We start from the raw sequence: 23,391 nt of genomic DNA, 5'->3' as shown, positions 1-23,391 counted from the left end.
TCCCCGCGCCCCCTTCCCTCGATTCGGACATTCTGGCTATAGTCCGCAATAGGAGCGCAATCAGGCTCCCACGCTGAGGCTTGAGGGGGAATCATGCCGAAGAAGGCCTTCATCACGGGCATCACCGGCCAGGACGGCTCATATCTTGCAGAATTGCTGCTGAGCAAGGGGTACGAGGTGCACGGCCTGATCCGCCGGTCCTCGTCGTTCAACACGCAGCGCATCGATCACCTGTACGTCGACCCGCACGACCCGGAGGCGAGGCTCTTCCTCCACTACGGCGACCTGTCGGACGGCGCCCGCCTGGTGTCGCTGCTCGCGGAGATCAACCCGGACGAGGTCTACAACCTCGCGGCGCAGTCGCACGTGCGGGTGAGCTTCGACGAGCCCGAGCACACCGGCGACACCACCGGCATCGGTTCCATCCGCCTGCTCGAGGCGTGCCGCATGGCCGGCATCGACACCCGCTTCTACCAAGCCTCGTCCTCGGAGATGTTCGGCGCGTCGCCGCCGCCGCAGGACGAGAACACGCCCTTCTACCCGCGCAGTCCGTACGGCGCCGCCAAGGTCTACTCGTACTGGGTCACCAAGAACTACCGCGAGGCGTACGGGATGTTCGCCGTCAACGGCATCCTGTTCAACCACGAGTCGCCGCGCCGCGGCGAGACGTTCGTCACCCGCAAGATCACGCGGGCGGCCGCGCACATCAAGGCGGGCCTGCAGGACGAGCTCTGGCTGGGCAACCTCGACTCCGTCCGCGACTGGGGCTACGCCGCCGAGTACGTCGAGGGCATGTGGCGCATGCTCCAGGCCGACGAGCCTGACGACTTCGTGCTGGCGACAGGCGTGGGCATCACCGTCCGCGACTTCCTCGAGGAGTCCTTCGCCCGCGTCAACCTCGACTGGCAAGAATATGTGCGGTTCGACCCGCGCTATCTGCGCCCCACCGAGGTGGACGCGCTCATCGGCGACGCCTCCAAGGCCGAGGAGAAGCTCGGATGGAAGGCGACCGTCGACGGCCGCGCGCTCGCGCGTCTCATGGTCGACGCGGACCTCGAGTCCATCGGCTACGAGGCCAAGCCCTGGCACGACGTGGTCGACCTCCAGTCATGGCGAGCGGCCTGACCGCCTCCCCGGTGGTCGCGATCGACGGCGTCGAGTTCAACCCGGCGCCGCTTGACCGTGACGCGACGTTCTACGTCGCGGGGCATCGCGGCCTCGTCGGCAGCGCCATCGTGCGCCGCCTGGAAAGCGCGGGCTTCACCAACATCGTGGGCCGCGCCTCGTCCGAGCTCGACCTCAAGGACCGCGACGCGACCGTCGCGTTCTTCGCCGAGACCAAGCCCCGCTACGTGGTGCTCGCCGCGGCGAAGGTGGGCGGCATCCTCGCGAACAACACGTACCCAGTCGACTTCCTGTCCGACAACATCCGCATCCAGACGAATGTCATCGACGCCGCCATCGCGCACGACGTCGAGCGGCTGCTGTTCCTGGGCTCGTCCTGCATCTACCCCAAGTTCGCGCCACAGCCCATCCCCGAGGACAGCCTCCTCACCGGTCACCTCGAGCCCACCAACGACGCGTACGCCATCGCGAAGATCGCCGGCATCCTCCACATCCAGGCCGCTCGCCGCCAGTACGGCAAGGCGTGGATCTCGGCGATGCCGACGAACCTCTACGGCCCGAACGACAACTTCTCCCCCAAGGGAAGCCACGTCCTGCCGGCGCTGATCCGCCGCTACGACGAGGCCGCCAAGTCCGGCGCGGAGTCCGTCACCAACTGGGGCACCGGGTCGCCGCGCCGCGAGTTCCTGCACTCCGACGACATGGCCGACGCGTGCCTGCACCTGCTCGAAAACTACGACGGGCCCACCCAGGTCAATGTCGGCACGGGCACCGACGTCACCATCAAGGAGATCGCCGAGACCATCGCCGGCGTCACCGGCTTCGAGGGCGTCACCGAGTGGGACACCACAAAGCCCGACGGCACCCCGCAGAAACTCCTCGACGTCTCGCACCTCGCGGAGCTCGGCTGGACCGCGCAGATCTCCCTCGAGGAGGGCCTACGCCGCACCCACGCCTGGTACCTGGAGAACGCCGCACACCTGCGCGGCTGATCAGCACCCCTCGGCAGGCTCGGCCGCGCGCGTGATCTGATCCGCGTGCGGGCCGGGCGTGAGGATCACGCCCGGCGGTACCAGCCCGTCCTCGGACGCCCGGATCTGGTACGTCAGCGTCACGCTCTCGCCCGGCTCGAGCGAGACCCTCTTCTGCGACATCTCCCGGCCGTCGTGGACATCGCCCACGGCCGTGGACTCGACTCCGTCCTCGAGCATCCCCACCAGCGTCGTGCCGATCGCCGGGTAGACCACCACGTTCGCCTCGAACACGCCCTCAGGCACGTAGACGCCGCCTCCGCTGACGTAGTCCGGAAGGTCCTTCACCTTCCCGTCGAACTCATGCGACAGCGTGACCGCGACCTCCTCGCCCACCAGCGAGCCATCGGTGCACACGTACTCGGTCACGTCCACCCGGGTGCGGACGTAGTAGCCGATCTTCGACCCCGACCCGTCGTTGAGGAACACACCCAGGTCGCCCTCGTCCTCGAGGAAGGCCCCCGCGATCGGGGTCTCCGCGAGCAACTCCTGCTCCCCCGCATCGGCCGACCACACGAGGAACCGCCGTGCGTCGATCGCCCTCTCGAGCCCCGAGAGCGTGGCCGCCTCCCCGGAGACGATGCGGCCGAACAGCTCACCCGACGTGCGGGCGAAGAAGGCGTCCTGCGCGTTCGGGTCGTCGTACCTGAAATACGCGTGGTTGAGCATCGTGGCCGCGAGGTTGTCCGACTCGATGGTGAACTCCCCGGTCTCCAGCGGCGGGGCCCCCTCGAGCATCCACCCGAGCGCCACCGGGTCGATCGACACCACCCCGTCGGGCCGGTCCCCGTACTCGAGCTCCCAGAAGTCGGACATGATCTCCGCCGTGCGGGGGAACTCCGGCGTGAAATTCGCGTCATGGGGGAACTCCGCCATCCGCTCGCTGAAGATCCGCTCCTCGTCCTCGGTGATGGTTGCCCGCCCCTCGTCCGGGATGAGGCGACGCGCCGCGATCTGACGACCCATCGTCATGCGCCCGTCGTCGACCTCGAGCTCGATGATGGCGCCGGGCAGCCCTCCGGTGGTGCGGGGCTCCGCGTTGTTCTGCACCATCACCAGGTACGAGCGCTCCCCCTCACCGCCGAGCAGCCCCGGCAGCAGCTCGGCGGTCACGCGCGCGCCGTCCACCAGGTCCGCGAGCGTCGCGAGCTGCTCCTCCAGCTGCTCGTACTGGGCACCCAGCCGGGGGTCCGTGCCGGACAGGTCCACGGCCGCGAGCACCTCGCCCTGCGCGGACAGCGTGGCGTACGCCTGCTCGAGCGCCGGCCGCGCCTCCTCGAGCACGAACGGGTCGATGCGGCCGTCCTCGATGGGCGGCGCCTCCAGCACGTCCAGGTCGTCGAGCTCCGCGAGCGGCCGCAACGCGTCCTCGGCCACCGCCCGCACCGCCGCGCCGGCCGTCATGAGCGGCACCGCCTGATCCTTCACCCACGGCACCTGGGAGGCCACCCACCAGTGCGGACCGTGCGTCGCATCGTCGAAGGCGAGCGCGGCCTCCTCCGCTCCGGACACCTCGGCTCGCAGCTGCGCCGGGTCCCGCGCCTCGAGCGCGTCCCGCGCCCCGCCGGCATGCGCGATGAGGTCGTCGGCCGCACCCTGCAGCCGCCACGCGTCGAAGGCGAACAGCGCGATGAGACCCGCCATCGCGAGCATCACCCCGCCCGCGACCAGCCACGGCCAGCGACGGCGCCGGCGTGGTGGCGCGGCCACCGGCTCGTCCGCCATGTGCTCTCACCCCTCAGCGATCAGCCCGCGGCTCACTTCCGTGCGACGTGCAGCTCCTCATCGTCCGCCTCGAGCAGCACGATCTCGACCGCACCCTCGACCTCGTCGGGTTCCAGGTTGGGCACCTCCCCGACCGGCGCCTCGGAGTCCTCGGCGCGATCCTCCGCCCGCTCCTCCGGCTCGTCGTGCACGGGCGGCACCGACGCACGTCGCGACCCGCGGCCGGACCTCCCCGTCGACGCGGAGTCCTCGGTCGCCGGAGACTCGACGACCTCGGGCGCCACGTCGAGCGGGAGCGCCTCGGGCGATGCGACGGCCTCGTGGCTGTCGGCGGCGGCGCTGTCCTCCTCGTCGGCATCCGGCGCCGCGGTCTCGGCGCGCGCACCGGCTGCACCATCCGGCGTTCCGGCTGCCGGGCGACCGTCGGCGGGCGTCGTCGCGACGGGCGTCCCGGCACCGTACGGCGCCGCGTAGCGACCGTAGACGCCCGAGCCCTTGCCCGGGCGCGGCACCTTGGTGAGGACGATTCCGGACACCGGCGCGCTCACGGTCTTGAGCGCCCCGATGGCGCTCTCGAGCTGGTAGTTGGTGGTCGAGCCCGTCGCGACGATGACGAGCGCGCCTCCCACGAGACGCGCGAGGACGGCCGCATCGGCGACCGGATTGACCGGCGGCGTGTCGTAGAGGACCACGTCGAAGCGCTCGTCGAGCTCGCGGATGAGCGACTGCATGCGCCCGCTCGCGAGCAGCTCCGCCGGGTTGGGCGGGATGCGTCCCGCCGCGAGCACCTGGAGGCCGTTGGCGCCCCAGGTCTGCAGCGCATCGTCCAGGCTCGCGTTGCCGACGAGCACGTCGGTGAGCCCCACCTCGGCCTCGAGCCCCAGGTAGCTGCTCACCTTCGGCAGGCGCAGATCGGCCTCGACCACGAGCACGCGCGCATCGGTCTCGGCGACCGCGAGCGCAAGGTTGACCGTGGTCGTCGACTTGCCCTCGGAGGGCACCGACGACGTCACCACGAAGCTGCGTGCCTCCCGGTCCGCGTCGAGGAACTGGAGGTTCGCGCGCAGGATGCGGAAGCTCTCCGAGGCGGCGGAGCGGGGGTCGTCCACCACCACGAGGTGGCGCCTCCGGAACGTCGGGTCGTTGGGGATCCCGCCGAGCACGGTCGCCCGGGTGATCCGCTGCGCCTCACGCTCGTTACGGATGCGCGTGTCGAACTTGGCCCGCGCGAGGGCGATGGTCGCGCCCGCGACCAGGCCGAGCACCAGCCCGAGCGCGACGTTGAGCTTGGGTCGCGGCGACGTCGGGACCGCGGGGACGTCGGCCTCCTGCACCACCGACAGCAGCACCGGCGAGCCCTCGCCCGGCGTGGTGGTCTCGATGGTCTCCACCGTGTCGATGAGGCTGCGCGCCGTGGCCGTGGCGAGCGCGGCCGCGAACTCCGGGTCCCCGTCGGTGGCCGTGATGTCGATGACGGTGGTGTTGAGCGGCGTCGACGCGGACACGTGGCTGCGCAGGCTCACGGAGGTCTCGTCGAGGCCTAGCTCCTCCACCACCGGGTCGAGCACCGCGGACGTCTCCACCAGGTCCGCGTAGGTCTTCACCCGCTGCTGGGTGAACGTGTTGCCCTGGGCGAGCTCCGCGACGGTCGTGGTGCCCGTGGTCGACACGAACACCTTCGACGAGGCCGCATAGGACGGTTCGATCAGCGCAGAGAACACCAGCCCCGTGGCGGCGCCGGCCGCGGCGAAGGCGATGATCAGGATCCAGTACTGACGAAGGATCCTCCAGTAGTCCTGCAGTTCCACTTGCTCCCCCAAGCTCGTGTGGCGGGGCCCCCTCATGGCCCCGCGCGCAACTGTCCGACATAACGCTGTCTCCTGATGACAGTACCCGCGGGTCCGCCGCCTTCCAAGAGATATGCGTCACTTGGGCGAAGGCCCAGGTGCCCACTCCCATTGCACCCCGGAGGGACGATGCGCACGCCCCGGGTCCTCGGCCTCCGCCTCGCGTACCTGCGCCCGCCGGTCGTGCCGCACCAGGACCTCGACGAGCACCGAGACGAGCACCGCGGCCTGGAGGTAGATGGCGAGCTGGTTCGCGGGGTTGCCGCGCGTGATCTGGATGGTGAAGCCGGCCAGCATGAACAGCGAGGACAGCCTCCACCCATGGGCCCGGTACAGCGCTGGCACGAAGCGCTGCGAGAACGCGCCGATGGCGATCAGGCCGCCCACGACGCCGACGAGGCCCATGTCGTAGTACAGCGTGCCGACGAGGCTGGGCACCGGGCAGTACAGCTCCGCGCACGTGCCGCCGAACATGCGGATGAGCAGCTCGTTGCTCCACAGCTCGGTGGGCAGCAGGTTGTGCGGCAGCAGCGCGAGGGCCACGTCGCCGACCGTGCCGCGCCCCAGCCCGAGCGGGAGCGTCTGGCCCAGCTCGCGCGACAGGTACGAGACGTAGTTGAACATCTCCGTGTCGTACGAGAGGAAGAAGGAGTCGAGCGTGCCCCTCACGCCCTCGGCCTGCATGTAGTCCCACAGGGCGCCGACGAAGTCGGTGGACTCGGTGCGGGAGCCGGCGCTGCGGATGAAGGGCACCGCGGCGAGGATCATGAAGGCCAGCCCCGCGACCGGGAAGGCCCAGAACGGCAGGCGCCGCTGCCGCGACGTCGCGAGCGTGCCCAGCACCGCGACCACCAGCGTGGGCACGAGGAAGCGTCGGTTGCCGAGCGTCATCGGCGGGACGGTGCACAGCGCGATCGCGATCCAGTATCCGAGCACGAGGTGGCGCGGTGGCCGCGCGACGCGCTCGACCACGAAACGCGCGATCGCGACCACGCCCGCCGCGACCACCGGCAGGCCGAAGACGATCGCCGGCATCCCCTTGACTCCGAGGTTCGCCTCCTCGGAGCGCCCCGCGAAGAGCACCGCGAGGTAGCCCACACCGCCGCCGTAGTAGATCATCGCGAGGAACCAGACCCCCACGAGGCCGATCGACGCCGCGATCCCCGATCGCAGCAGACGGGACGATGCGGGCGGCACCGGCACCTGCGGTTCCTCGCCCGCGTCGTCGGGCGCCTCGTCGATCTCGGCCGTCTCGCCCGGCCCGGCCGCCGCATCGCCCGCCCGCGCATCGTCCCCCGGCGTCGCGAGCCATGCGGGAAGGGCACCCTCGCTGCCGGCGCCGTCGCGGGGCTCGCGCTTCTTCAGCATCGCCGCGATGGCGCGGCCCCCGGCGAGCGAGCACACCGCGATGAAGCCCAGCAGCTCCGCGCCGGGCACCCCCTCGGCGATGCTGATCCCGTAGAAGTCGAAGTCCTCCGGGGCGGCCATGAGCAGCGGACGCACACCGAAGATGGTGAGCAGCGTCGCCATCAGCATGGAGAACGGGCTCACCAGGTAGGCGAGCCGCATGCGCGTCTCGAGGCCGATCGCGCCGAGCCCGACCAGCAGCGAGAAGATGGGCCAGACCGTCATGGGCTCGCCGCCTCGGCTGCAGCGACCTCGGCGGCCGTCGGGTCGAGGAGCGCGCGAAGCTCGGCGCGGGCGCCATGCAGGCGTGCATGCGCCGCCTCGATGTCGGCGCGCACCGGCCGCGCCTTCGCGAGGGTCTCGCGCGCGGTGGACGCGTCCGCGTCGCGCGCGAGGAGCGTGAGGTCCATGACCGGCTGAAGGGTGGCGGGCAGCTTGTCCCAGTCGGCGTCCTTGAGGGCGATCGGCGTCGCCCCGCACGTGGAGCCGAGCACGACGGCGTGCAGCCGGTCGCTGACGATGAGCGCCGACTCCCGGTAGACCCGCGCGACCTCGTCGAGCTGCGCGGCGTGGCCGGCGCCGTCCCAGCCGACGTGGACTCCACCGAGCTCGCGCGAGAGCCGCGCGTGGCGCTCGTCGTCGCGGCCCACCTGGGTGACGAACGCGAGCTCGAGGCCCGTCTCGGCGCACCAGTCCCGCGCGGCCTCGAGCATCCCGCGGGGCTCGTCCTTCCCGCTGCGCAGCGAGAACGCGACGTAGCGGCGTCGCGTGCCGGCGGCATCTCCGCCGGCACGATCGGCCTCGCCGAAGCCGAGGTCGGGCTCGAAGCGGACGTCCGCGCCCAGCGCCTCGCTCGAGGCGAGGTCCCGCAGGCACGCGAAGCGCGCGTGCGTGACGAGCGCCCGGTTGAGGAGACGATGCGGGCGGTTGAGGTCCCGGTACGCGCGGCCGAGGACCACCGCGCCCCCCGACGACATCCGCGCGACGGTCGCGTTGGCGAGGTTGACGAAGGACTTCCCCACGCCCGACAGCGTGGGCGGCGCGAAGTACGGCCCCGGCGCGAAGAAGAGGAACACGCGCGAGCGCAGCGCCTCGCGCAGCAGGTCGCGCTGGAAGTCGACCGAGCTGCGGTAGAGCCGCGCGCCCGCGGGGATCCGGCAGGCTTCGAGGTAGGACTCCGGCATCGCGCCCACGAAGATCCGCAGGTCGATCGCCAGGTCGCCGATCCACGCGAGCATCTCGCGCCGGATGAGGATGTCGCCCAGGTTGTCCGTCTGCGCGTTGACGCTGGCGAACACCGCGGTGCGCGCACGGCGCGCCGCACGGGGAGCGGAACGATCGGTCATCGGCTACTCCTTCGTCCTCAGCGTGGCGGCCAGCAGGAACGCGGCCTGGAGGGCGAAGGACAGGGTGAGGCCCGCGCTGGCTCCCGGCGCCTCCCACGCTAGTACTCCGATCGCGACGAATACCAGGCAGCTCGTCGATCCGATGAGCGCGCCCCACGCGGTCGCGCGCGGGTGCCCCCGACCCTGCAGGGCGGCGGCGAGGAGCGACGCCGCCGCGGCGAGCGGGAGGCCCAGCAGCGCGATCTGCACCGGCACCACCGCGGTGGTGTACTGCTGACCGAACAGCCACGGCACCCACAGTGCGGCCGTGGCGGCGCCGATCCCGAACACCACCGCCGATCCCACGACCACCAGCCCGACCAGGGAGAGGAAGCGTCGCGTGCTGCGGTGGTTCCCCTTGGCGACGCTCGGCAGCAGCGCCTGCGCGAGCGAGGTGGGCAGGATCCGCAGAGGCGTCATGAGGCGGCTGGTGAGGCCGTAGGCGGCGCCGGGCACGGGCCCGCCGAGCGTGGTGACGATGAGCGCATCGAGGTTGCGGAACTGCGTGCTGACGGAGTTCGCGTAGTAGGGCCGAGCATGCCGCGCGATCTCGGGAAGCCGCGGCGCCGCCTCGAGCGTCGTCTCCCCGGCCGCGCGGCGAACCGAGTCGCGGCGCGCGAGCGCGGCGCCCAGCATGTTCCCCGCGAGCGTGCCGAGGGCGTAGGCCCACGCGCCGTCCATCCCGACGAGGACGAGCAGGGCCACCGCGACGAGGATCGCGACGCGCCGGATCACGAGGACGCGGGCGCTGGCGTGCGCCTCGCCGTCGGCGACCGCGAGACCCATCCGCCCCTCGGCGTTCTTCTCCGCGGCCGCGCCGAGCACGAGGACCACCAGCCACCATTGGTGCGCACCGGCCACCAGGATCCAGGCCGCCGCCGCGATCGCGACGGCGACGCCGAGGGCCGAGGACGTGACATCGATCCCGCGCAGGCACGCGCGGATGAAGCCCGGATCGGCGCCCGCGGCGCGCTCGCGCAGCACGAGCGTGGAGATACCGAGGTCCGCGACGGCCTGCGCGAAGACCAGCAGCCCGGCCGCCGCGGCGATGAGCGCGATGGTGGGCTCGTCGGTGGTGCGTGCCGCGATGACCAGCACCGCGGCCTGGACCGCGGCGGCCGCGATCCGACCTCCGCCGATCCACCCGAACTGGCGCACGAGGTGCATGGCCCGACCATACTTGCGCGGCTCGCCGGCGGGCTCGGGCGGCGCACCAGGCTCGATGCGGTCGGGGCTGGTCACGGACGCCCCGCGAGCACCTCGCGCACCACGCGGGCGAAGTTCGAGGCGACGGTCTCGATCGTCGGGGGCGGCTCGACGGCGCCGACGCCGTCGGGGTGCTCCCGGAGCGACGCGAGGGCTGCGTCCGCGAAGTCCGCGGGATCGTCGGGAAGGAACTTCACGGAGTCGCCCTTGAGGAACTCGAGCTCCGGCGCGTGGAAGGGGAACTCGGTCGTGTGGACCGGCAGCTCGAGCGCCAGCGCGTCGACCGCGACGAGCCCGACCCGGCCGGGCATCCAGATGGCGCCGCACATGGTCGCGACGGCCCCGATCGAGGTCCGGTCGATGCGGCCAAGATAGCCGACGGCGCCGCCGTCGCCTGCGCGCTCCTCGACCTCGGGCCTCATCTCCCCGTCGCCGACGACGAGAAGCGAGGTCCGCGGCTCCTGCGCGTGCAGCGCCTCGGCCGCGTCGAGCATGAAGTCGATGCGCTTGGGCCGGTCGAGGCCTCCGACGTAGAGGAGGTGCGGGCCCGTGCCCCAGGCCTCGGAGACGTGACGTGCGACCTCGTCCTCGAGCCCGCGCGCGCGACCCGCGAGCAGGTCCGACACGTCGACCGCGTTGCCGATCGCCGTCACGTGGTCCGGGTCCTGGTGAAGCTCGTCGACGAGGTAGTCGCGGCCGCCCTCGGTGTAGGTCATGGCATGGTCGACCCGCCTCACCATGAGCCGCTTCGCGGACTCGACGGCGCGGCGGTTCGCGACCACGTAGGGACGCCCGTGGCCCCACAGCACGACGCGCGAGGCGCCGTGCGCGCGGCGGCTCCATCCGAGCTCGTTCTTGATGTCGAGCTCGGTGACGAGCAGGTCGGGCGACTCGAGCTCCTCGGGCAGGCGCCTCACCCCGACGTCCCGCCCCTTGACGGACACCGTGCGGTGGCGGATCTCGTGCGCCCAGGGCGCGACCGCCTGGTCCGCGCGCGCCGCCTGCGCCCCACCCGGCGAACCTGCCGCCACGGCGAACGAGATGCCGTCCGCCTCGAGCTCGCGCGCGACCGCGTCGAACAGCGGCACCCGGTACGCCGGCACGTACGGCTGCGTCACCACCACCTGCATCGTGTCCCCCGCTCCCCCATGCGGCCCCGGCTCGCGCCGGGCATCGGCGGGCCCGACGCACCCCCGATGCGCGTCAGCCTACGTCCGCGGGCGCGCGACGCATAGGCCCAGGTCCGCGTGGGCGCGCCGCCGCAGCGGCTATCCTGCGGGGACGGCTCGCGCCAGGCCCGACCCCAAGGAGCACCGTGCCCACCATCCTCACCGTCTGTACGGGGAACATCTGCCGCTCGCCCGCGGCCGAGCTGCTGCTCGCCGAGGCGCTGCGCGACGTCGCCGACGTGGCGAGCGCGGGCACGCACGCGCTCGTCGGCCACGGGATCCCGGCGCCGATGCTCAGCGAGCTCGAGGCCGATGCGATCGACGGCGGCACGCACGCGGGACGGCTGCTCACCGAGGCGGTGATGCGCGACTCCGACCTGGTGATCACGATGACCGCCGAGCATCGTCAGCTCGCGGTGCGGACCGGACCGTTCGCGCTCAAGCGCACCTTCACCCTGGCCGAGCTCGCGGCGGCGGCCGGCACGGGCGCGGCCCTCGAGGGCGCTACCGCGCACGAGCGCCTTGCCGACATCCCGCGTGCCGTCGCGGCGCATCGTCACGTGCTCGCGGGCTACGAGCTCGCGGACGTCCCCGACCCGTACCGGCGGGACCAGGACGCCTACCACGAGGCGTACACGCTGATCCGCGGCGCGGTCGCGGAGATCGCGGCCTGGGTGCTGGACTCCAGCGACTGACATCGCACGCGCCTAGCGCGAGGTGGTCTGCGGAGACGCGACCATCTCCTCGATCTGCTGGGCCGCGTGCTCCCAGGTCCAGCGGGCTCGCGCGTAGTCGCGAAGCGTCGCGGCGGCGTCCGCCCCGTCGTCGCTCGCTGCCGCGCGGAGGGCCTTGGCCAGGACGGCAGAATCCTGCGGGAATGTACGCGCGGCGCCGTCGTGCTCCGCGTCCAGCATCGCGACCACCCGGTCGCTCGACACCACCGCCATGCCCGCGGATGCGGCCTCGGCCACCGCGATACCGAAGCTCTCGTCGTCGCTTGCGAGGATGAAGACCCGCTGGCGGGCGAGCAGCTCGCGACGCTCACGCTCCTCGACCGCGCCGACGAAGTCGACGTGCGCGGCGATCCCGAGGCGCGCGGCCAGTTCGCGCGGGTCGTAGGGCAGGCCGGGCTCGATGGGCCCCGCGACGGTGAGCCGGTGGCCCTGCTCCCACAACCGCGAACCTGCGTACGCCTCGATCGCGAGGTCGACGCGCTTCTTGCGCGCGACGCGGCTGAGGAACAGCACGCCGCGACGCTCGGGCCACGGGGTGTCGATCAGGTGGAGCGCCGGGTCCACGCCGAGCGCCATGTCGGTGACGCGCTCGAAGCCGCGCTCGCGCAGGTAGCCCGCGTCGCGCCCGGAGTCCGCGACCACCCGGTGCGCGTCCTTCATGAGCGGGACCAGCAGCAGGCGGTCCCAGGCCGAGTTGAGCGCCGGGTTGTTCGGCGCATGGTTGGGGGTCCACACGCCGTGCGGGGCGACGAGGTAGGGGACGTCCGCGCGGCGCGCGGCGCGCATCGCCTCGATGATGATGAGCCCGTAGACGCCGTGGAGGTGCACGACATCCGCGCGCGCGACCTCCTCGCGCAGGACACCCCTCATGCCCCGGCCGTAGCAGAGGCGCCCCGGCCCGACGAGCGGGAGGATGCGGGCCCGCGCACCCTCGACCTCGCGGTCGGCGGGCGTCTCCGCGCCCATGTCGGTCGCGACGATGGTGACCTCGTGGCCGCGTTCGCGCTGCACGGGGAGCAGCCCGCGCAACAGGGTGGTGGGCCCGCCGAGCTTCCGGCTGGTTCCCAGGGCGACGTGCAGGATCCTCAAGTTCCAGCTCCCTCAGCTAGTCGGAGGCGCGGTCGAACCAGGCTCGACCCGTGTCGCAGCGCAGGTTCCCGCTACGACACATCCTTGGGCGACGTCCGGCGTGCGGCCACGACCACGGTCGCAGCACCCGCGAGGAGCAGCGCGCCAGCACCGATCGCCATCTCTGTGCCGCCGAAGCCCGTGGTCGACAGGGTCTCCGCGGACGTGGTGGTCGTGGTGGTGGTCGGCGTCGTGGTGGTGGCGCTCTTCACGGTGACCGAGGTCGGGGTCTTGGTCGACGTCGCGGCCGGCGTCTGCGTCTTCGTGGGCGTCGACGTCTCCTCCGGAGTCGAGGTCTCGCCGGGCACCGGACCGCCCTGCGGCTCGGGCGCGACGTAGGCGCTTGCGGCAACGGGGATCAGTGCGATTCCCCCAGCCAGAACAGCAACTGCAACAGTGCGACGGATCATCACGCCACTTCCCCCTCATCAGGGTTCCGGTCCCCCCGACCGGCCCAATCTCGACATTAGCACCGGGCATCCCTTTTGTCGCCATTCTGGCGCTTTGTCCGCCTGCTCGTGCACGATGCATGCGCGAGCCCGGCGCCGCGCCACGTCGAAGCGCCCTCAGGCGCGCGCGGGCGGCACCGCCATGGACGGCGCCGACGCCTCTCGCGGCGCGGCGATCGCGGCATCGAGGATCGCCTCGAAGCGGTCGACGGCGGCGTCCTTCGACAGCTGCTCGCGGCGATAGCGCTGGCCTGCCGCGCCATAGGCGGCGGCACGCTCGGGATCGGCGCCGACCTCCTCGACCGCCGCCAGCAGCGCGGCGCCGTCGCCAGACGGCACCACGACCCCGGCGCCCGCGCGGCGCACCTCCTCGGCGCTCGCCCCTCCGGGGTCGACGGAGGCGACCACGGGCCGCCCGGACGTGAAGTACGAGGTGAGCTTGCTCGGGACCGACATCTCCGCGACGCCCGGACGCTCGTTGACCACGAGCACGTCCGCCGCCGCCAGCGCATCACGGAAGGTCTCGTCGTCGAGCGTGCCGACGAAGTCGATCGCGTCGACGCCGGTCGCGGCTGCCTCGAGCCGCTCACGGTCCGAGCCGTTGCCCACCATCACGAAGCGCACCGCGGAGCCGTGCCGATCCGCGAGCGCGGCTGCCTCGACCACGGTGTCCAGGCCCTGCTTGACGCCCATGTTGCCGGCGTGGACCGCGACGACCGCGTCGGCGCTCCAGCCGAGCCGGGCGCGCGCCTTCGCCCGATCCGGCAGGGGCACGTCCTCCAGGTGAGTCCAGTTGCGCACGATGTCGATCCGCGCCGGGTCGATCCCGTAGTCCCGTTCGACGGCATGCGCGAAGCGCTCATGGATCGCCACCACGCGCGTGGCCCGCGTGAGGACCCAGCGCTCGACGGCGCGGACGACCCGCGTGGCGGCACCCCCGCCGCCGCCCGTCTCCGACAGCCCCACCCCGTAGAGGTCCTGGATCCAGACGAGCACGGGCGTGCGGCGATCGAGGAGGGTCGCACGAAGCATGACGACGGCCGTGGCGAAGAGCGCGGGCGAGACGAGGATGCGCGCCTGGGCCGGGGCCCACCGGCGCATCGACGCACGGACCCCGAAGCTGGTCTCGGACAGCAGCCGCATGACGGACGTGGGCCGGCGCGGCACGAAGTGACGCAGGCGTGCGAGGCGGACCCCCGCATCGTCCTCGCGCACCGTCCACCCGCCGTGCCCGGGGTAGATGCGCCACCCCGGATAGAAGGGGTGCGCCGCGACCGCGGAGACGGTGCGGCCGCGTCGTGCGAGCTCGCGTGCGAGCGACGTCGAGTACGGCGCGTTGCCCGTGGGCTCCGGCGCGTAGTGGACGCTGACGATCTCCACGTCGGCGCCCGCATCAGGCTCGCGCATGCGGGCCCCCTCCCTCAGCGATGCGGACCGTTCAGTACGCGCCCGACTTCCCTACCACCGCCCAGAACGTCCTCAGCAGGATGACGACGTCCCCGCCGAGCGACCAGTTCTCCGCGTAGTACGCGTCGAGCTCCATCGACGCCTCGGGCGTGAGCGAGGAGCGCCCGCTCACCTGCCAGAGGCCCGTCATGCCGGGCTTGACGAGAAGCCTCCGCTGTTCAAGGTCTCCGTACTGCTCGACCTCGGCCGCGATCTGTGGGCGCGGACCCACGAGCGACATGTCGCCCTTGAGCACGTTGATGATCTGGGGAAGCTCGTCGATCGAGTAGCGGCGCATGAAGGCGCCGAAGCGGGTGACGCGCGGGTCGTTCTTGGGCTTGTAGAACATCCCGACGCCGTCGCCGCACACCTCCTGGAGGCGCGCCTCGGCACCGACCTCCATCGACCGGAACTTGAGCATCGCGAACGGCTTGCCGTCCTTGCCGATGCGCTCCTGGCGGAAGAAGACGGGCCCGCGGCTGGTGAGCTTCACGAGCGCGGCCACGATGAGCATCGGGATCGCCGCGATCGACAGCAGCACCGCAGCGCCCACCCGGTCGACGGCATCCTTGAGCGAGTAGCGCGCACCGGAGAAGGCGGCGGAGTCCACGAAGAGGAGAGGGACGCCCTCGTGACGCGACATGAGCACGCGCGGACCGGCGACGTCCGAGATCCCGGGCGCGACGATGAGCGTGACATCGGTGCCCTCGAGCGCCCAGCCGAGACGGCGGGCCTCACCCATGGACACCGCGTCGTTGGCGGTGAGGATGATCGCGCCGGCATCGTGGCGCTGCACCAGCTCGGCCGCATCCTCGATGGGGCCGAGCACGGGCACGTCCTCGAGGTCCGCCTCGAGGCCCGCGCTGGAGGGGTCCGCCAGGCAGACGCCGACGACCTGGTACGCGGACTCGTGATTGCGGCGCAGGCGGCGCACCAGCTGCTCCGAGGTGCGGCGCGGCCCGGCGACGATCACGGGCGTGCGACAACGCCCGACGTCGCGCTGCTTGTTGAGCCATGCGCGCCACACTCGCCGATAGCCCAGCAGGACGAGCGTGCCGAGCGGCAGCGCGAACAGGAGGTAGCCGCGGCTGAAGCCCCACTGCGTGAAGAAGCCGACGATCGCCACGATCGCGACCGTGCGCATGCCCGCGCTGACGACGCGCTGATACTCCTGCGGGCCCTCGCCCAGGATGCGCGAGTCACGCGAGCGCAGCCACCCGAGCTCGAAGATCCACAGCGCGGAGATCGCCACCGTGATCCACCAGTGATGGATCCCGACGGTGCCGAGGTGGGACGCGAGCGGCACCCACCCGAACTGCACGCCGTGCGCGATCACCATGGTCATCGCGACGACGAAGACGTCGGTGAGCACGATGCGCCGCTCGAGCGGCTTCGCCCACGCGCGCGACCCCTTGCGGACCGCCGCCCCGGCCTTCGTGGATGCGGATACTGCTAGCGCCATGGAAGTCCCCCCGCTGTCCCGTGCGCCCGCGAGGCCTCAGCGACCCCGCCTGCCCGTCACGCGTCCTTGGTGGTGCGTCGTGCGGCGATCATGACGGTCGCGGCACCGGCGACGAGCAGAGCGCCCGCACCGATCGCCATCTCGGTCCCGCCGAAGCCGGTGATCGAGAGCGATTCGGTGGACGTGTTGCCCGTGGTCGTCGTGGTGCCGGCGTTGAGAACCGACGTCGTCGTGGTCGAGCCCGTCGTCGTCTTCTTGGTCTCGACGGCGGTGGTCTTCTGCGTCGTCGGCGTCTCGGTGTCCGTCGGCGTCGACGTCTCCTCAGGCACCGTGCCCCCCTGCGGGTTGGGCGCGACGTACGCGAAAGCGGTGGCGGGGACAAGCGCGATCCCCCCAGCAAGAACTGCAACTGCAATGGTGCGACGAATCATGACGTCACTTCCCCCTCGTGCCCCTCACACGAGCGCGGCCCCCCGACCGGCTCGTTCTCGACAGTAGCACCAGATGTCCGCTTTGTCGTCGTTTTTCCCTCTCGCGTTGTTTGTGCCGCGGGAATCGTGCGAACCAGGGACTATGAGGGCTCGGGACCTTCGAAGAGCTGCGAGCAGGCGCGCACGCCGGAGTCGCCGCCGTCGGGGTTCGGGGCGGCCGCCACACAGGCCACCGCGCCGATGGTGAACTCGGAGTCGAGGATGTTCGCGCGATGCCCCGCGGAGCCCATCCACAGGTCGACGACGTCGGCCGCAGAAAGGTCCGTCCGCGAGAGGTTCTCCCCCGCCTTCGCCCCCTCGTGGCACGACGAGACGAGCACCTCGTGCTCGAGCTCGGCGGAGTCGACAAACGGGGCGGCGCGCTCCGCCGCCTTGTCCGCGAGGCAATCGCTCCACGTCAGTGGCGCGAGCCCCGCCTCCTCGCGCTGCGCGTTCGAGAGGTCGAACATCTCGCGGGCGAGCTCCTCGGGCGGGGTCGGCGGTGTCGAACAGCCGGCAAGCGCCGATGCGGCGAACACTCCCGCCAGGAGCGCGACGCCGGCGCGCATCAGCACCCGTCCTCCAGCCCCACCTTGATGAGCGCGGCGGTCTGATAGAGGTACTGATAGGCCCAGACGAAGGGCGACATCGTCTCGTGCGAGTCGAGGTACGCGAGGTCGCCGTCCCAGCATCGCTCCATGATGACCCGCGTGCGGGTGAGGTGCGGAGCCATCGTGACAACCCCCACCGCGTCCCAGCCGTTCTCCTCGATGAGGTCACGCATCCAGCGCGCCTCGCCGCGCGTGGTGAACGGGTCCGGCATCGAGCAGTAGACGGTGAAGTCCTGGGGCTCCTCGCACACCGCGGTCGCCTCGTCCCAGCGTCGCCGGATGTCGGGGTCATCGTCGAGCGACACGATGATCGTGTCGGTGAGACCGTCGGCGACCATCTCCTCGGCGAGCTCCATGCGCGCCTCGGTGGGCGGACCGATGACGTATACCGCGTCGACGGCGCGCGGCTCGTCGTGCGCGGGGAAGACGTACAGCGGCAGACCCGCGACGAACGCGACCGCGCCCACCACGAGCATCACGATGACGATCTTCATCCCCCGGCCCACGGCGGAACACTAACCCGTCGACGTGTCAGGCAGATGACGGGCGGTCCAGGCGAAGCGCCCGACCCACCTTCTCCCCCACGAGCCGCGCCGCGCGTGCCGTGTAGTGGACGCCGTCGTTCGACATCCCCGCCGCCCAGCCGTCGCCGTCGCGCACGGGTGCCGGAGCGTCCACGAACTCCCAGCCCTCGGCCTCCGCGAGCGCGCGCAGCCACGCGTTGTACACGGGCGTCGTCGGGCCGAGCTCGGGCTCGAGCGGCGGGATCGCGAGCAGGATCACGCGCGGCGGCGGCCCCACGATCCGCGCGATGTCCCGCAGCGCGCCCGCCGTCTCGTCGAAGGGCAGCCCCCAGGCGAGGTCGTTCGTGCCGAGCGCGAGGATGAGCACGTCCGCCTCGACCGCCGAAGCCCGCGAGCGCTGGTGCAGCGACGTCGCGCCCGGGACGGCCGTGCCGCCCGCGAGCACCGCATCGTCCCCCAGGGCCGTATAGAGGTACGACGACCGGTCGAGTCCCTCCGCCGTGAATGCCGGCGAGAAGCCCACCGACAGGGAGTCCCCGACGACCGCGACCCGCGTCACCCCCACGGCTCGTCCGCGACCACCGCGTCCGCCCCACTGTGCGCGGATTTCACGATCGCGAGCGACAGCGCGTGATCCCACAGTCCCTGTGCGAGCGGGTACGGCTCGGGGCCCTCGCCGCGCGCCCAGCGGCCGGTGTCGAGCAGGATCTGCGCGACCGCGAGGTCGTCCTCCGACATCCGGCTCCCGTGCCAGGCGTTGCGGTAGACGACGGACCCGTCGAAGCTCGTGTGCCACAGCGCGTTGCCCTCGAGGTTGAGGTCCACGCCGGTGCGGCGATGCTCGAGCCGGCCCGCGACCGGGCCGTCGGCGGTCATGCGCAGGACGGAGTCGGCGGCGATCTCGCCGTGCGAGCCGCGGATGACGATCCGGCGGTGCAGGTACGGGTTCCACCACTGGTTGTCGACGAAGTCGTACAGCCCGAAGCGTCCGTCGCCGAGGTCGAGCGTCGCGATCGTGGTGGTGCGCGGCTCGGCCGGCGGCACCGCGACGGCCCCGCCCGGCACCGCGGCCTCCTCGCCGGCGCCACGACCGACCCACCCGTCGGGCGTGAGCGGATCCACCATCGGCGCGGTGAACGTGCGCGCGTTCACCCGCACCCCGGCGCCGGTCACGGGCGAGCCCGCGCCGAGCATCGTCCGGATGAGCGAGACCGCGTGATAGAGGTGCGTCGACGACACCTCGACTGTGTGCGGCGCCCCGATCACGCCCCTCTCGAGCAGCGCGATCCGCGCGGCGTGGCCGGGCATGCGCGTGTACTGCTCGGCGACCTGCACGAGCCCGGAGGACCCGACCGACGCCCACAGAGAACGCATCCCGTCGAGGTCGGGCGCGGGCGGCGTCTCCGCGAGCACCGGCACCCCCGCCTCCACCACGGAACGGATCACGCCCGGGCTCGCCTCCCACGGCACCGCGACCACGACGAAGTCGGGCCGCAGGCTCAGCGCCTGCTCGAGCCCGTCGACCGGCAGGTGGTCGTGCAGGTGCGCCGAGAACGGCGCGGCGGCCGCGCGGGTCTCGCGCAGCGCATCGTGCGCCCGGCCGGGGCTGCGCCCGACGATCGCGACCGGCTCGAGCACCTCCGGCGCCATCGCCGCGAGGCGCAGCATGAACCGCGTCCGCCAGCCCGTGCCGACGATCGCGAAGCGCACCGGCCCGTCCATCAGCGCGGCTCCATCCTCTCGACCAGCAGCTGCGCGAGGTGCCGGCCCTGGACGCCGGCGAGGTCGTCGGCCTGCGTCCGGCACGAGACCCCGTCGGCGAGATACACGGACCCGGCGGGCGCCGACCGCAGCGCCGGCAGCAGCGAGTTCTCCGCCACCTTGAGTGACGTCTCGTAGTGGCCCTTCTCCGTGCCCCAGTTCCCCGCGAGGCCGCAGCAGCCCGCGGTCTCGGTCACGGACGCGCCGGCGCGCGCGAGCAGCTCCCGATCCGCGGCGTAGCCCATCACCGAGTACTGGTGGCAGTGCGGCTGCACCACGGCCTCGACGTCGTCCAGCGACGGGATGCGCCAGCCGTCGCGCGGCTTGACCGGCGCGCGTCCGGTGAGCACCTCAGCCAGCGTGTAGGTGGACGATGCGACGGCACCGGCGCGCGGATCGTCCGGCAGGAGCTCGGTGAGGTCGCCGCGGAGGACCCCCATGCACGACGGCTCGACGCCGACGATCGGCACCCCGTTAACCGCCCACGGCCCGAGCACGCCGAGCAGGTGGGACAGGTGCTTCTTGGCGCCGTCGAGCTGGCCGGTCGAGATCCACGTGACGCCGCAGCACGCGTCGCCCGCGACCACGACGACGTCGATCCCGGCATCCTCGAGCACGGAGACGATCGCGGTGGGGATCTCGGGGTCGAGGCCGTCGGTGAACGAGTCGGCCCACAGGACCACGAGGTTGTCGAGTCGCGTCGCCTTGTCCGGGTTCGCGCGGCGGGCCCTCGCGACGGCGGAGCGCCGGAACGGCACCTTGAACTCGGGCAGGCGGCGGCGCTTGTCCATGCCGGCAATCGGGACCACGAGGCGCTGGATCCAGTCCGGCTTCAGAACCGCGGAGATCAGCCGCGGCGCCAGCCCCACGATCTTGAGCCAGCGCGGCAGCCACCCGATCGAGTAATGGGTCATCGGCCTGACCCGCCCCTTGTAGGTCCGGTGCAGCACCTCGGACTTGTACGCCGCCATGTCGACGCCGCTGGGGCAGTCGGACGAGCACGCCTTGCACGACAGGCACAGGTCGAGGCTCTCGAGCACCTCGGGCGAGCTCAGCCCGCCGATGAGCGTGCCGTTGAGCGCGTCTTGCAGCACGCGGGCGCGGCCGCGGGTGACGTCCTTCTCGTCGCCGGTCGCCTGGTAGCTGGGGCACATGAAGCCGGATCCGCCGCCGATCGAGTCCGCGCGGCACTTGCCCACCCCCGTGCAGCGGTGGACGGCCTCGGCGAGGTCGCCGTGGTCGTGCTCGAGCGCGAGGCCGACGGCCGGGGTGCGCTTCGCGGAGGGCCGGCGCAGGTGGGCGTCCAGCGGGTCGGGGTCGACGATGACGCCCGGGTTGAGCAGGTTCTCGGGGTCGAACAGGTGCTTGACGCCCTTGAACAGCGCGACGGCCTCCTCGGAGTACATGGTCGACAGCAGCTCGGAGCGGGCGCGGCCGTCGCCGTGCTCGCCGGACAGCGATCCCCCGTGCTCCGCGACCAGCGCGGCGGCATCCTCCATGAAGGCGCGCAGCGGGCGGCCGTCCTCCTGCAGCGGGATCCCGAGGCGCACGTGGATGCAGCCGTCGCCGAAGTGGCCGAACGGCTGGCCGACCACGCCGTGGCGGTCCATGAGCGCGTCGAAGTCGCGCAGGTAGGCGCCCAGCCTCTCGGGCGGGACGGCGGCGTCCTCCCAGCCCGGCCAGGCCTCCTGGTTCTCGGGGGTGCGGCCGGAGAGCCCGGCGCCGTCGGCGCGGATGGCCCACAGCCGCGCGGCCTCCTTGGGGTCGGCGACCTCGCGCCACGCGTCGGTGCCGGAGTCCGCCGCGAGCGCGGCCAGCGTGGCGCGCGCCTCCTCCTCGGTCTCGCCGCCGACCTCGACGAACAGCCAGCCCGCGCCGTGCGGGAGGTCGGGCACGGGACCGGTCGCGCCCGCGACGCGCGCGACGAGGCGGGCGTCGAGGCCCTCCACGGCCTGGGGACGATGCGCGAGCATGGGGACCACCGCATCGGCCGCCGCCGGCATGTCCGAGTAGCCGAACGCCGCGGTGAGCCGCACGGGCGGCACGTCGACGAGGCGCACGGTCGCCTCGAGGACCGTGGCGAGCGTGCCCTCGGAGCCGACGAGGAAGGTCGCGAGGTCCGCGCCGAGCTCGGGCAGCAGGTGCTCGAGCGAGTAGCCGCTCACCTGGCGCGAGAAGCGGCCGAACTCGGTGCGGATGAGCGCGAGGTTGGCCTCGACCAGCTCGGCCAGGCCGGGCACCTCGCCCAGCCCGCGCGGGCCGGCGGAGAGGCGACGGCCCAGGCCGTCGACGGCGTCGAGCGCGAGCACGTTGTCGGCGGTGCGGCCAAAGGCGACGGCGTGCGGGCCGCAGGCGTTGTTGCCGATCATGCCGCCGAGCGTCGCGCGCGTGGAGGTCGACGGGTCGGGGCCGAAGCGCAGCCCGGCGGAGGCGACGGCCGCCTGCAGGTCGGACAGCACCACGCCGGGCTGGACGCGCGCGGTCTTGGCCTCGAGGTCGACGTCGAGGATGCGGGTCAGGTGGCGGCTCGTGTCGAGCACGAGGCCCGGCCCGATCGCGTTGCCCGCGACCGAGGTGCCGCCGCCGCGCATCGTCACCGGGACGCGGGCGTCGCGGGCGACGGCCAGCGCGGCCAGGAGGTCGTCGGCGTCGCGCGGATAGGCGACCACGGCGGGCGGGATGCGGTAGTTCGACGCGTCGGTCGAGTACTCCGCGCGGCGGCGGGCCGAGGCGTCCACCTCGCCGTCGATGGCGCGCGCGAGGGCGGCCGCGAGGTCCGCGGCGTCGGCCGGGGCGGGTGTCTGGGGCGCCGTCGTCGTCACGCGCGCCATTCTTCCACCCCCGCCCCCGTGCGCTGCCAGGGACGTCGGGCCCGGTCGGTCCGCCGCATCGTCCCCGGTCACGGGCATGGAAATACCGTCGCAACTGTTGCACACGTGACGAATGGGACGCACGATGAGACATAGCCCGAGGGAGGCCTCATGAAGCCGTTGCGCGCACTCGCTTTGTCCGCCGTGGTCGCGCTGGTCGTGGCCGCAACCGCAGCCGTCGCAGGCAATGCCAGCCGGACGAACGATCCGGGAGTGGAGCTCTCGAACAGCGTCATCAACGTGTCGTGCAACAACCCCATGAACCTCGCCATCACGTACGGGACGCCCGACAACCCCGACGACGGCGGCAACTCGTGGCTGTACTCCTGGTACTTCGACATCTACATCGACGGCGAGTACCTCACCACGCTGGAGGACGACGGCTCGGACGGCGACCTGCGCGGCTTCCACGACGAGATCCCCGCGAGCGAGCTCCCGGGCGTCAACTACACCTGGTACATCGACGTCCGCTACGGCACGGGCGAGGCCGAGGAGACCTTCCCCATGGCCTTCAGCGGCGAGGTGATCTGCACGCAGGAGGTGACCCCGGCAGAGCCGACGTTCACCGACCCGTGCGGCCCCGACAACGCCTACTGGACCGTGCCGGAACCGGGCGAGGGCTACACGTACGAGGAGTCGACGGACGGCGACCTGCTCGTGGTCACGGCCTACGCGTCGGACGGCTACAGCTTCGCCGACAACGCCACGACGATGACGTGGAGCGCCGCCGACTCCGGCGAGGAGTGCCCCACCACGCCCACCCCGGAGCCCACCGAGACCTCGACCTCGACCCCCGAACCCACGACGTCGCCCACCGACGACACGGACACCGACACCGGCGTGATCGACGACAGCACCGGCGCCTCGCCGGTCCCGACGACGCCGCTCTACGCCGGATAACAGGAGCTTCGCCGCCTTCTCGTGCGGCGCAGCTGCGTCGTCACACGCGCCCCATCCGTCACCTGCGTATCCGCGCTCCGCACCCGCCACGGCTATTTCCCGGCCCGCGCGCCACGCCGCGACCCCGGCGAGACGATCGGA

General features: G+C 72.2%; 20 protein-coding genes. 4 read left to right on the top strand and 16 right to left on the bottom strand.

Going from position 1 to position 23,391, the window contains the following annotated elements:
* The first annotated feature begins 93 nt into the window (after nucleotides 1-93).
* Together gmd and QQX09_RS06030 are read left to right on the top strand one after the other, a co-directional pair.
* A complete protein-coding gene (gmd, locus tag QQX09_RS06035) occupies nucleotides 94-1,125 on the top strand; it encodes a GDP-mannose 4,6-dehydratase (RefSeq protein WP_301132081.1) in 1,032 nt (343 codons plus the stop codon).
* A complete protein-coding gene (locus QQX09_RS06030; RefSeq protein WP_301132069.1) occupies nucleotides 1,110-2,117 on the top strand; it encodes a GDP-L-fucose synthase family protein in 1,008 nt (335 codons plus the stop codon). The genes gmd and QQX09_RS06030 overlap by 16 nt, the downstream gene beginning before the upstream one ends.
* Here the strand turns inward: QQX09_RS06030 and QQX09_RS06025 are convergent, their stop codons facing one another.
* The 6 genes from QQX09_RS06025 to QQX09_RS06000 form a co-directional block, all read right to left on the bottom strand.
* A complete protein-coding gene (locus tag QQX09_RS06025) occupies nucleotides 2,118-3,881 on the bottom strand; it encodes a DUF4012 domain-containing protein (RefSeq protein WP_301132061.1) in 1,764 nt (587 codons plus the stop codon).
* A 32-nt stretch (nucleotides 3,882-3,913) separates the two neighbouring features.
* On the bottom strand, nucleotides 3,914-5,689 hold the full coding sequence (locus QQX09_RS06020; RefSeq protein ID WP_301132052.1) for a tyrosine-protein kinase domain-containing protein: 1,776 nt from the start codon (nucleotides 5,687-5,689) through the stop codon (nucleotides 3,914-3,916).
* Between the two features lie 117 nt (nucleotides 5,690-5,806).
* Nucleotides 5,807-7,360: a hypothetical protein gene (locus tag QQX09_RS06015; RefSeq protein WP_301132029.1), complete on the bottom strand. Its 1,554-nt coding sequence runs from the start codon at nucleotides 7,358-7,360 to the stop codon at nucleotides 5,807-5,809.
* The gene (locus tag QQX09_RS06010) at nucleotides 7,357-8,481 is read right to left on the bottom strand and encodes a polysaccharide pyruvyl transferase family protein (RefSeq protein ID WP_301132018.1); all 1,125 of its coding nucleotides are present in this window, start codon (nucleotides 8,479-8,481) and stop codon (nucleotides 7,357-7,359) included. Before QQX09_RS06010 ends, QQX09_RS06015 begins: the two co-directional genes overlap by 4 nt.
* A gap of 3 nt (nucleotides 8,482-8,484) precedes the next feature.
* Nucleotides 8,485-9,762, bottom strand: a complete 1,278-nt coding sequence (locus tag QQX09_RS06005; protein WP_301132008.1) for a lipopolysaccharide biosynthesis protein — start codon at nucleotides 9,760-9,762, stop codon at nucleotides 8,485-8,487.
* Nucleotides 9,759-10,856, bottom strand: a complete 1,098-nt coding sequence (locus QQX09_RS06000) for a glycosyltransferase (RefSeq protein WP_301131999.1) — start codon at nucleotides 10,854-10,856, stop codon at nucleotides 9,759-9,761. Before QQX09_RS06000 ends, QQX09_RS06005 begins: the two co-directional genes overlap by 4 nt.
* A 185-nt stretch (nucleotides 10,857-11,041) precedes the next feature.
* Here QQX09_RS06000 and QQX09_RS05995 point away from each other — a divergent pair, with 185 nt between their 5' ends.
* The gene (locus QQX09_RS05995) at nucleotides 11,042-11,590 is read left to right on the top strand and encodes an arsenate-mycothiol transferase ArsC (protein WP_301131988.1); all 549 of its coding nucleotides are present in this window, start codon (nucleotides 11,042-11,044) and stop codon (nucleotides 11,588-11,590) included.
* Nucleotides 11,591-11,602: 12 nt separating this feature from the next.
* On the opposite strand, the gene QQX09_RS05990 is transcribed toward QQX09_RS05995, so the two are convergent.
* From QQX09_RS05990 to QQX09_RS05945, 10 genes are all read right to left on the bottom strand, one after another.
* Nucleotides 11,603-12,718: a glycosyltransferase gene (locus QQX09_RS05990; protein ID WP_301131978.1), complete on the bottom strand. Its 1,116-nt coding sequence runs from the start codon at nucleotides 12,716-12,718 to the stop codon at nucleotides 11,603-11,605.
* Nucleotides 12,719-12,789: 71 nt separating this feature from the next.
* Nucleotides 12,790-13,065 (bottom strand): hypothetical protein, encoded by a 276-nt coding sequence (locus tag QQX09_RS05985; RefSeq protein ID WP_301131970.1) that lies wholly within the window; start codon nucleotides 13,063-13,065, stop codon nucleotides 12,790-12,792.
* 258 nt (nucleotides 13,066-13,323) lie between these two features.
* Complete coding sequence (locus QQX09_RS05980; protein ID WP_301131962.1) at nucleotides 13,324-14,613, bottom strand: glycosyltransferase; 1,290 nt, start codon at nucleotides 14,611-14,613, stop codon at nucleotides 13,324-13,326.
* 31 nt (nucleotides 14,614-14,644) lie between these two features.
* Entirely contained in the window at nucleotides 14,645-16,114 is a 1,470-nt protein-coding gene (locus QQX09_RS05975; protein WP_301131956.1) for a sugar transferase, read from the bottom strand.
* A gap of 56 nt (nucleotides 16,115-16,170) precedes the next feature.
* Entirely contained in the window at nucleotides 16,171-16,443 is a 273-nt protein-coding gene (locus tag QQX09_RS05970) for a hypothetical protein (protein WP_301131949.1), read from the bottom strand.
* A gap of 242 nt (nucleotides 16,444-16,685) precedes the next feature.
* On the bottom strand, nucleotides 16,686-17,153 hold the full coding sequence (locus QQX09_RS05965) for a CAP domain-containing protein (RefSeq protein WP_301131945.1): 468 nt from the start codon (nucleotides 17,151-17,153) through the stop codon (nucleotides 16,686-16,688).
* A complete protein-coding gene (locus QQX09_RS05960; protein WP_301131937.1) occupies nucleotides 17,153-17,689 on the bottom strand; it encodes a YdcF family protein in 537 nt (178 codons plus the stop codon). Before QQX09_RS05960 ends, QQX09_RS05965 begins: the two co-directional genes overlap by 1 nt.
* A gap of 37 nt (nucleotides 17,690-17,726) precedes the next feature.
* Nucleotides 17,727-18,284: an SGNH/GDSL hydrolase family protein gene (locus tag QQX09_RS05955; RefSeq protein WP_301131931.1), complete on the bottom strand. Its 558-nt coding sequence runs from the start codon at nucleotides 18,282-18,284 to the stop codon at nucleotides 17,727-17,729.
* Entirely contained in the window at nucleotides 18,275-19,441 is a 1,167-nt protein-coding gene (locus tag QQX09_RS05950; protein WP_301131922.1) for a Gfo/Idh/MocA family protein, read from the bottom strand. Before QQX09_RS05950 ends, QQX09_RS05955 begins: the two co-directional genes overlap by 10 nt.
* Nucleotides 19,441-22,311 carry an FAD-binding and (Fe-S)-binding domain-containing protein gene (locus QQX09_RS05945; protein WP_436969050.1) on the bottom strand — a complete coding sequence of 957 codons (2,871 nt, stop codon included), beginning with the start codon at nucleotides 22,309-22,311 and terminating at the stop codon, nucleotides 19,441-19,443. Before QQX09_RS05945 ends, QQX09_RS05950 begins: the two co-directional genes overlap by 1 nt.
* 252 nt (nucleotides 22,312-22,563) lie before the next feature.
* Between QQX09_RS05945 and QQX09_RS05940 the strand changes: the two genes are divergently transcribed.
* Nucleotides 22,564-23,250: a hypothetical protein gene (locus tag QQX09_RS05940; RefSeq protein WP_301131905.1), complete on the top strand. Its 687-nt coding sequence runs from the start codon at nucleotides 22,564-22,566 to the stop codon at nucleotides 23,248-23,250.
* The last annotated feature ends 141 nt before the right edge of the window (nucleotides 23,251-23,391 follow it).

The organism is Demequina litoralis, assembly GCF_030418455.1.
Classification (GTDB): Bacteria; Actinomycetota; Actinomycetes; order Actinomycetales; family Demequinaceae; genus Demequina; species Demequina litoralis.
The sequence above is the reverse complement of the archived record's forward strand: the minus strand, read 5'-3'. Positions and strand labels throughout refer to the sequence as shown.

Excerpts from the sequence above, each read along its gene's own strand:
- gmd (WP_301132081.1), top strand. The coding sequence starts at position 94 with ATGCCGAAGAAGGCCTTCATCACGGGCATCACCGGCCAGGACGGCTCA.
- QQX09_RS06030 (WP_301132069.1), top strand. The coding sequence starts at position 1,110 with ATGGCGAGCGGCCTGACCGCCTCCCCGGTGGTCGCGATCGACGGCGTC.
- QQX09_RS06025 (WP_301132061.1), bottom strand. The coding sequence starts at position 3,881 with ATGGCGGACGAGCCGGTGGCCGCGCCACCACGCCGGCGCCGTCGCTGG.
- QQX09_RS06015 (WP_301132029.1), bottom strand. The coding sequence starts at position 7,360 with ATGACGGTCTGGCCCATCTTCTCGCTGCTGGTCGGGCTCGGCGCGATC.
- QQX09_RS06010 (WP_301132018.1), bottom strand. The coding sequence starts at position 8,481 with ATGACCGATCGTTCCGCTCCCCGTGCGGCGCGCCGTGCGCGCACCGCG.
- QQX09_RS06000 (WP_301131999.1), bottom strand. The coding sequence starts at position 10,856 with ATGCAGGTGGTGGTGACGCAGCCGTACGTGCCGGCGTACCGGGTGCCG.
- QQX09_RS05980 (WP_301131962.1), bottom strand. The coding sequence starts at position 14,613 with ATGCGCGAGCCTGATGCGGGCGCCGACGTGGAGATCGTCAGCGTCCAC.
- QQX09_RS05975 (WP_301131956.1), bottom strand. The coding sequence starts at position 16,114 with ATGGCGCTAGCAGTATCCGCATCCACGAAGGCCGGGGCGGCGGTCCGC.
- QQX09_RS05965 (WP_301131945.1), bottom strand. The coding sequence starts at position 17,153 with ATGCGCGCCGGCGTCGCGCTCCTGGCGGGAGTGTTCGCCGCATCGGCG.
- QQX09_RS05960 (WP_301131937.1), bottom strand. The coding sequence starts at position 17,689 with ATGAAGATCGTCATCGTGATGCTCGTGGTGGGCGCGGTCGCGTTCGTC.
- QQX09_RS05950 (WP_301131922.1), bottom strand. The coding sequence starts at position 19,441 with ATGGACGGGCCGGTGCGCTTCGCGATCGTCGGCACGGGCTGGCGGACG.
- QQX09_RS05945 (WP_436969050.1), bottom strand. The coding sequence starts at position 22,311 with ATGGCGCGCGTGACGACGACGGCGCCCCAGACACCCGCCCCGGCCGAC.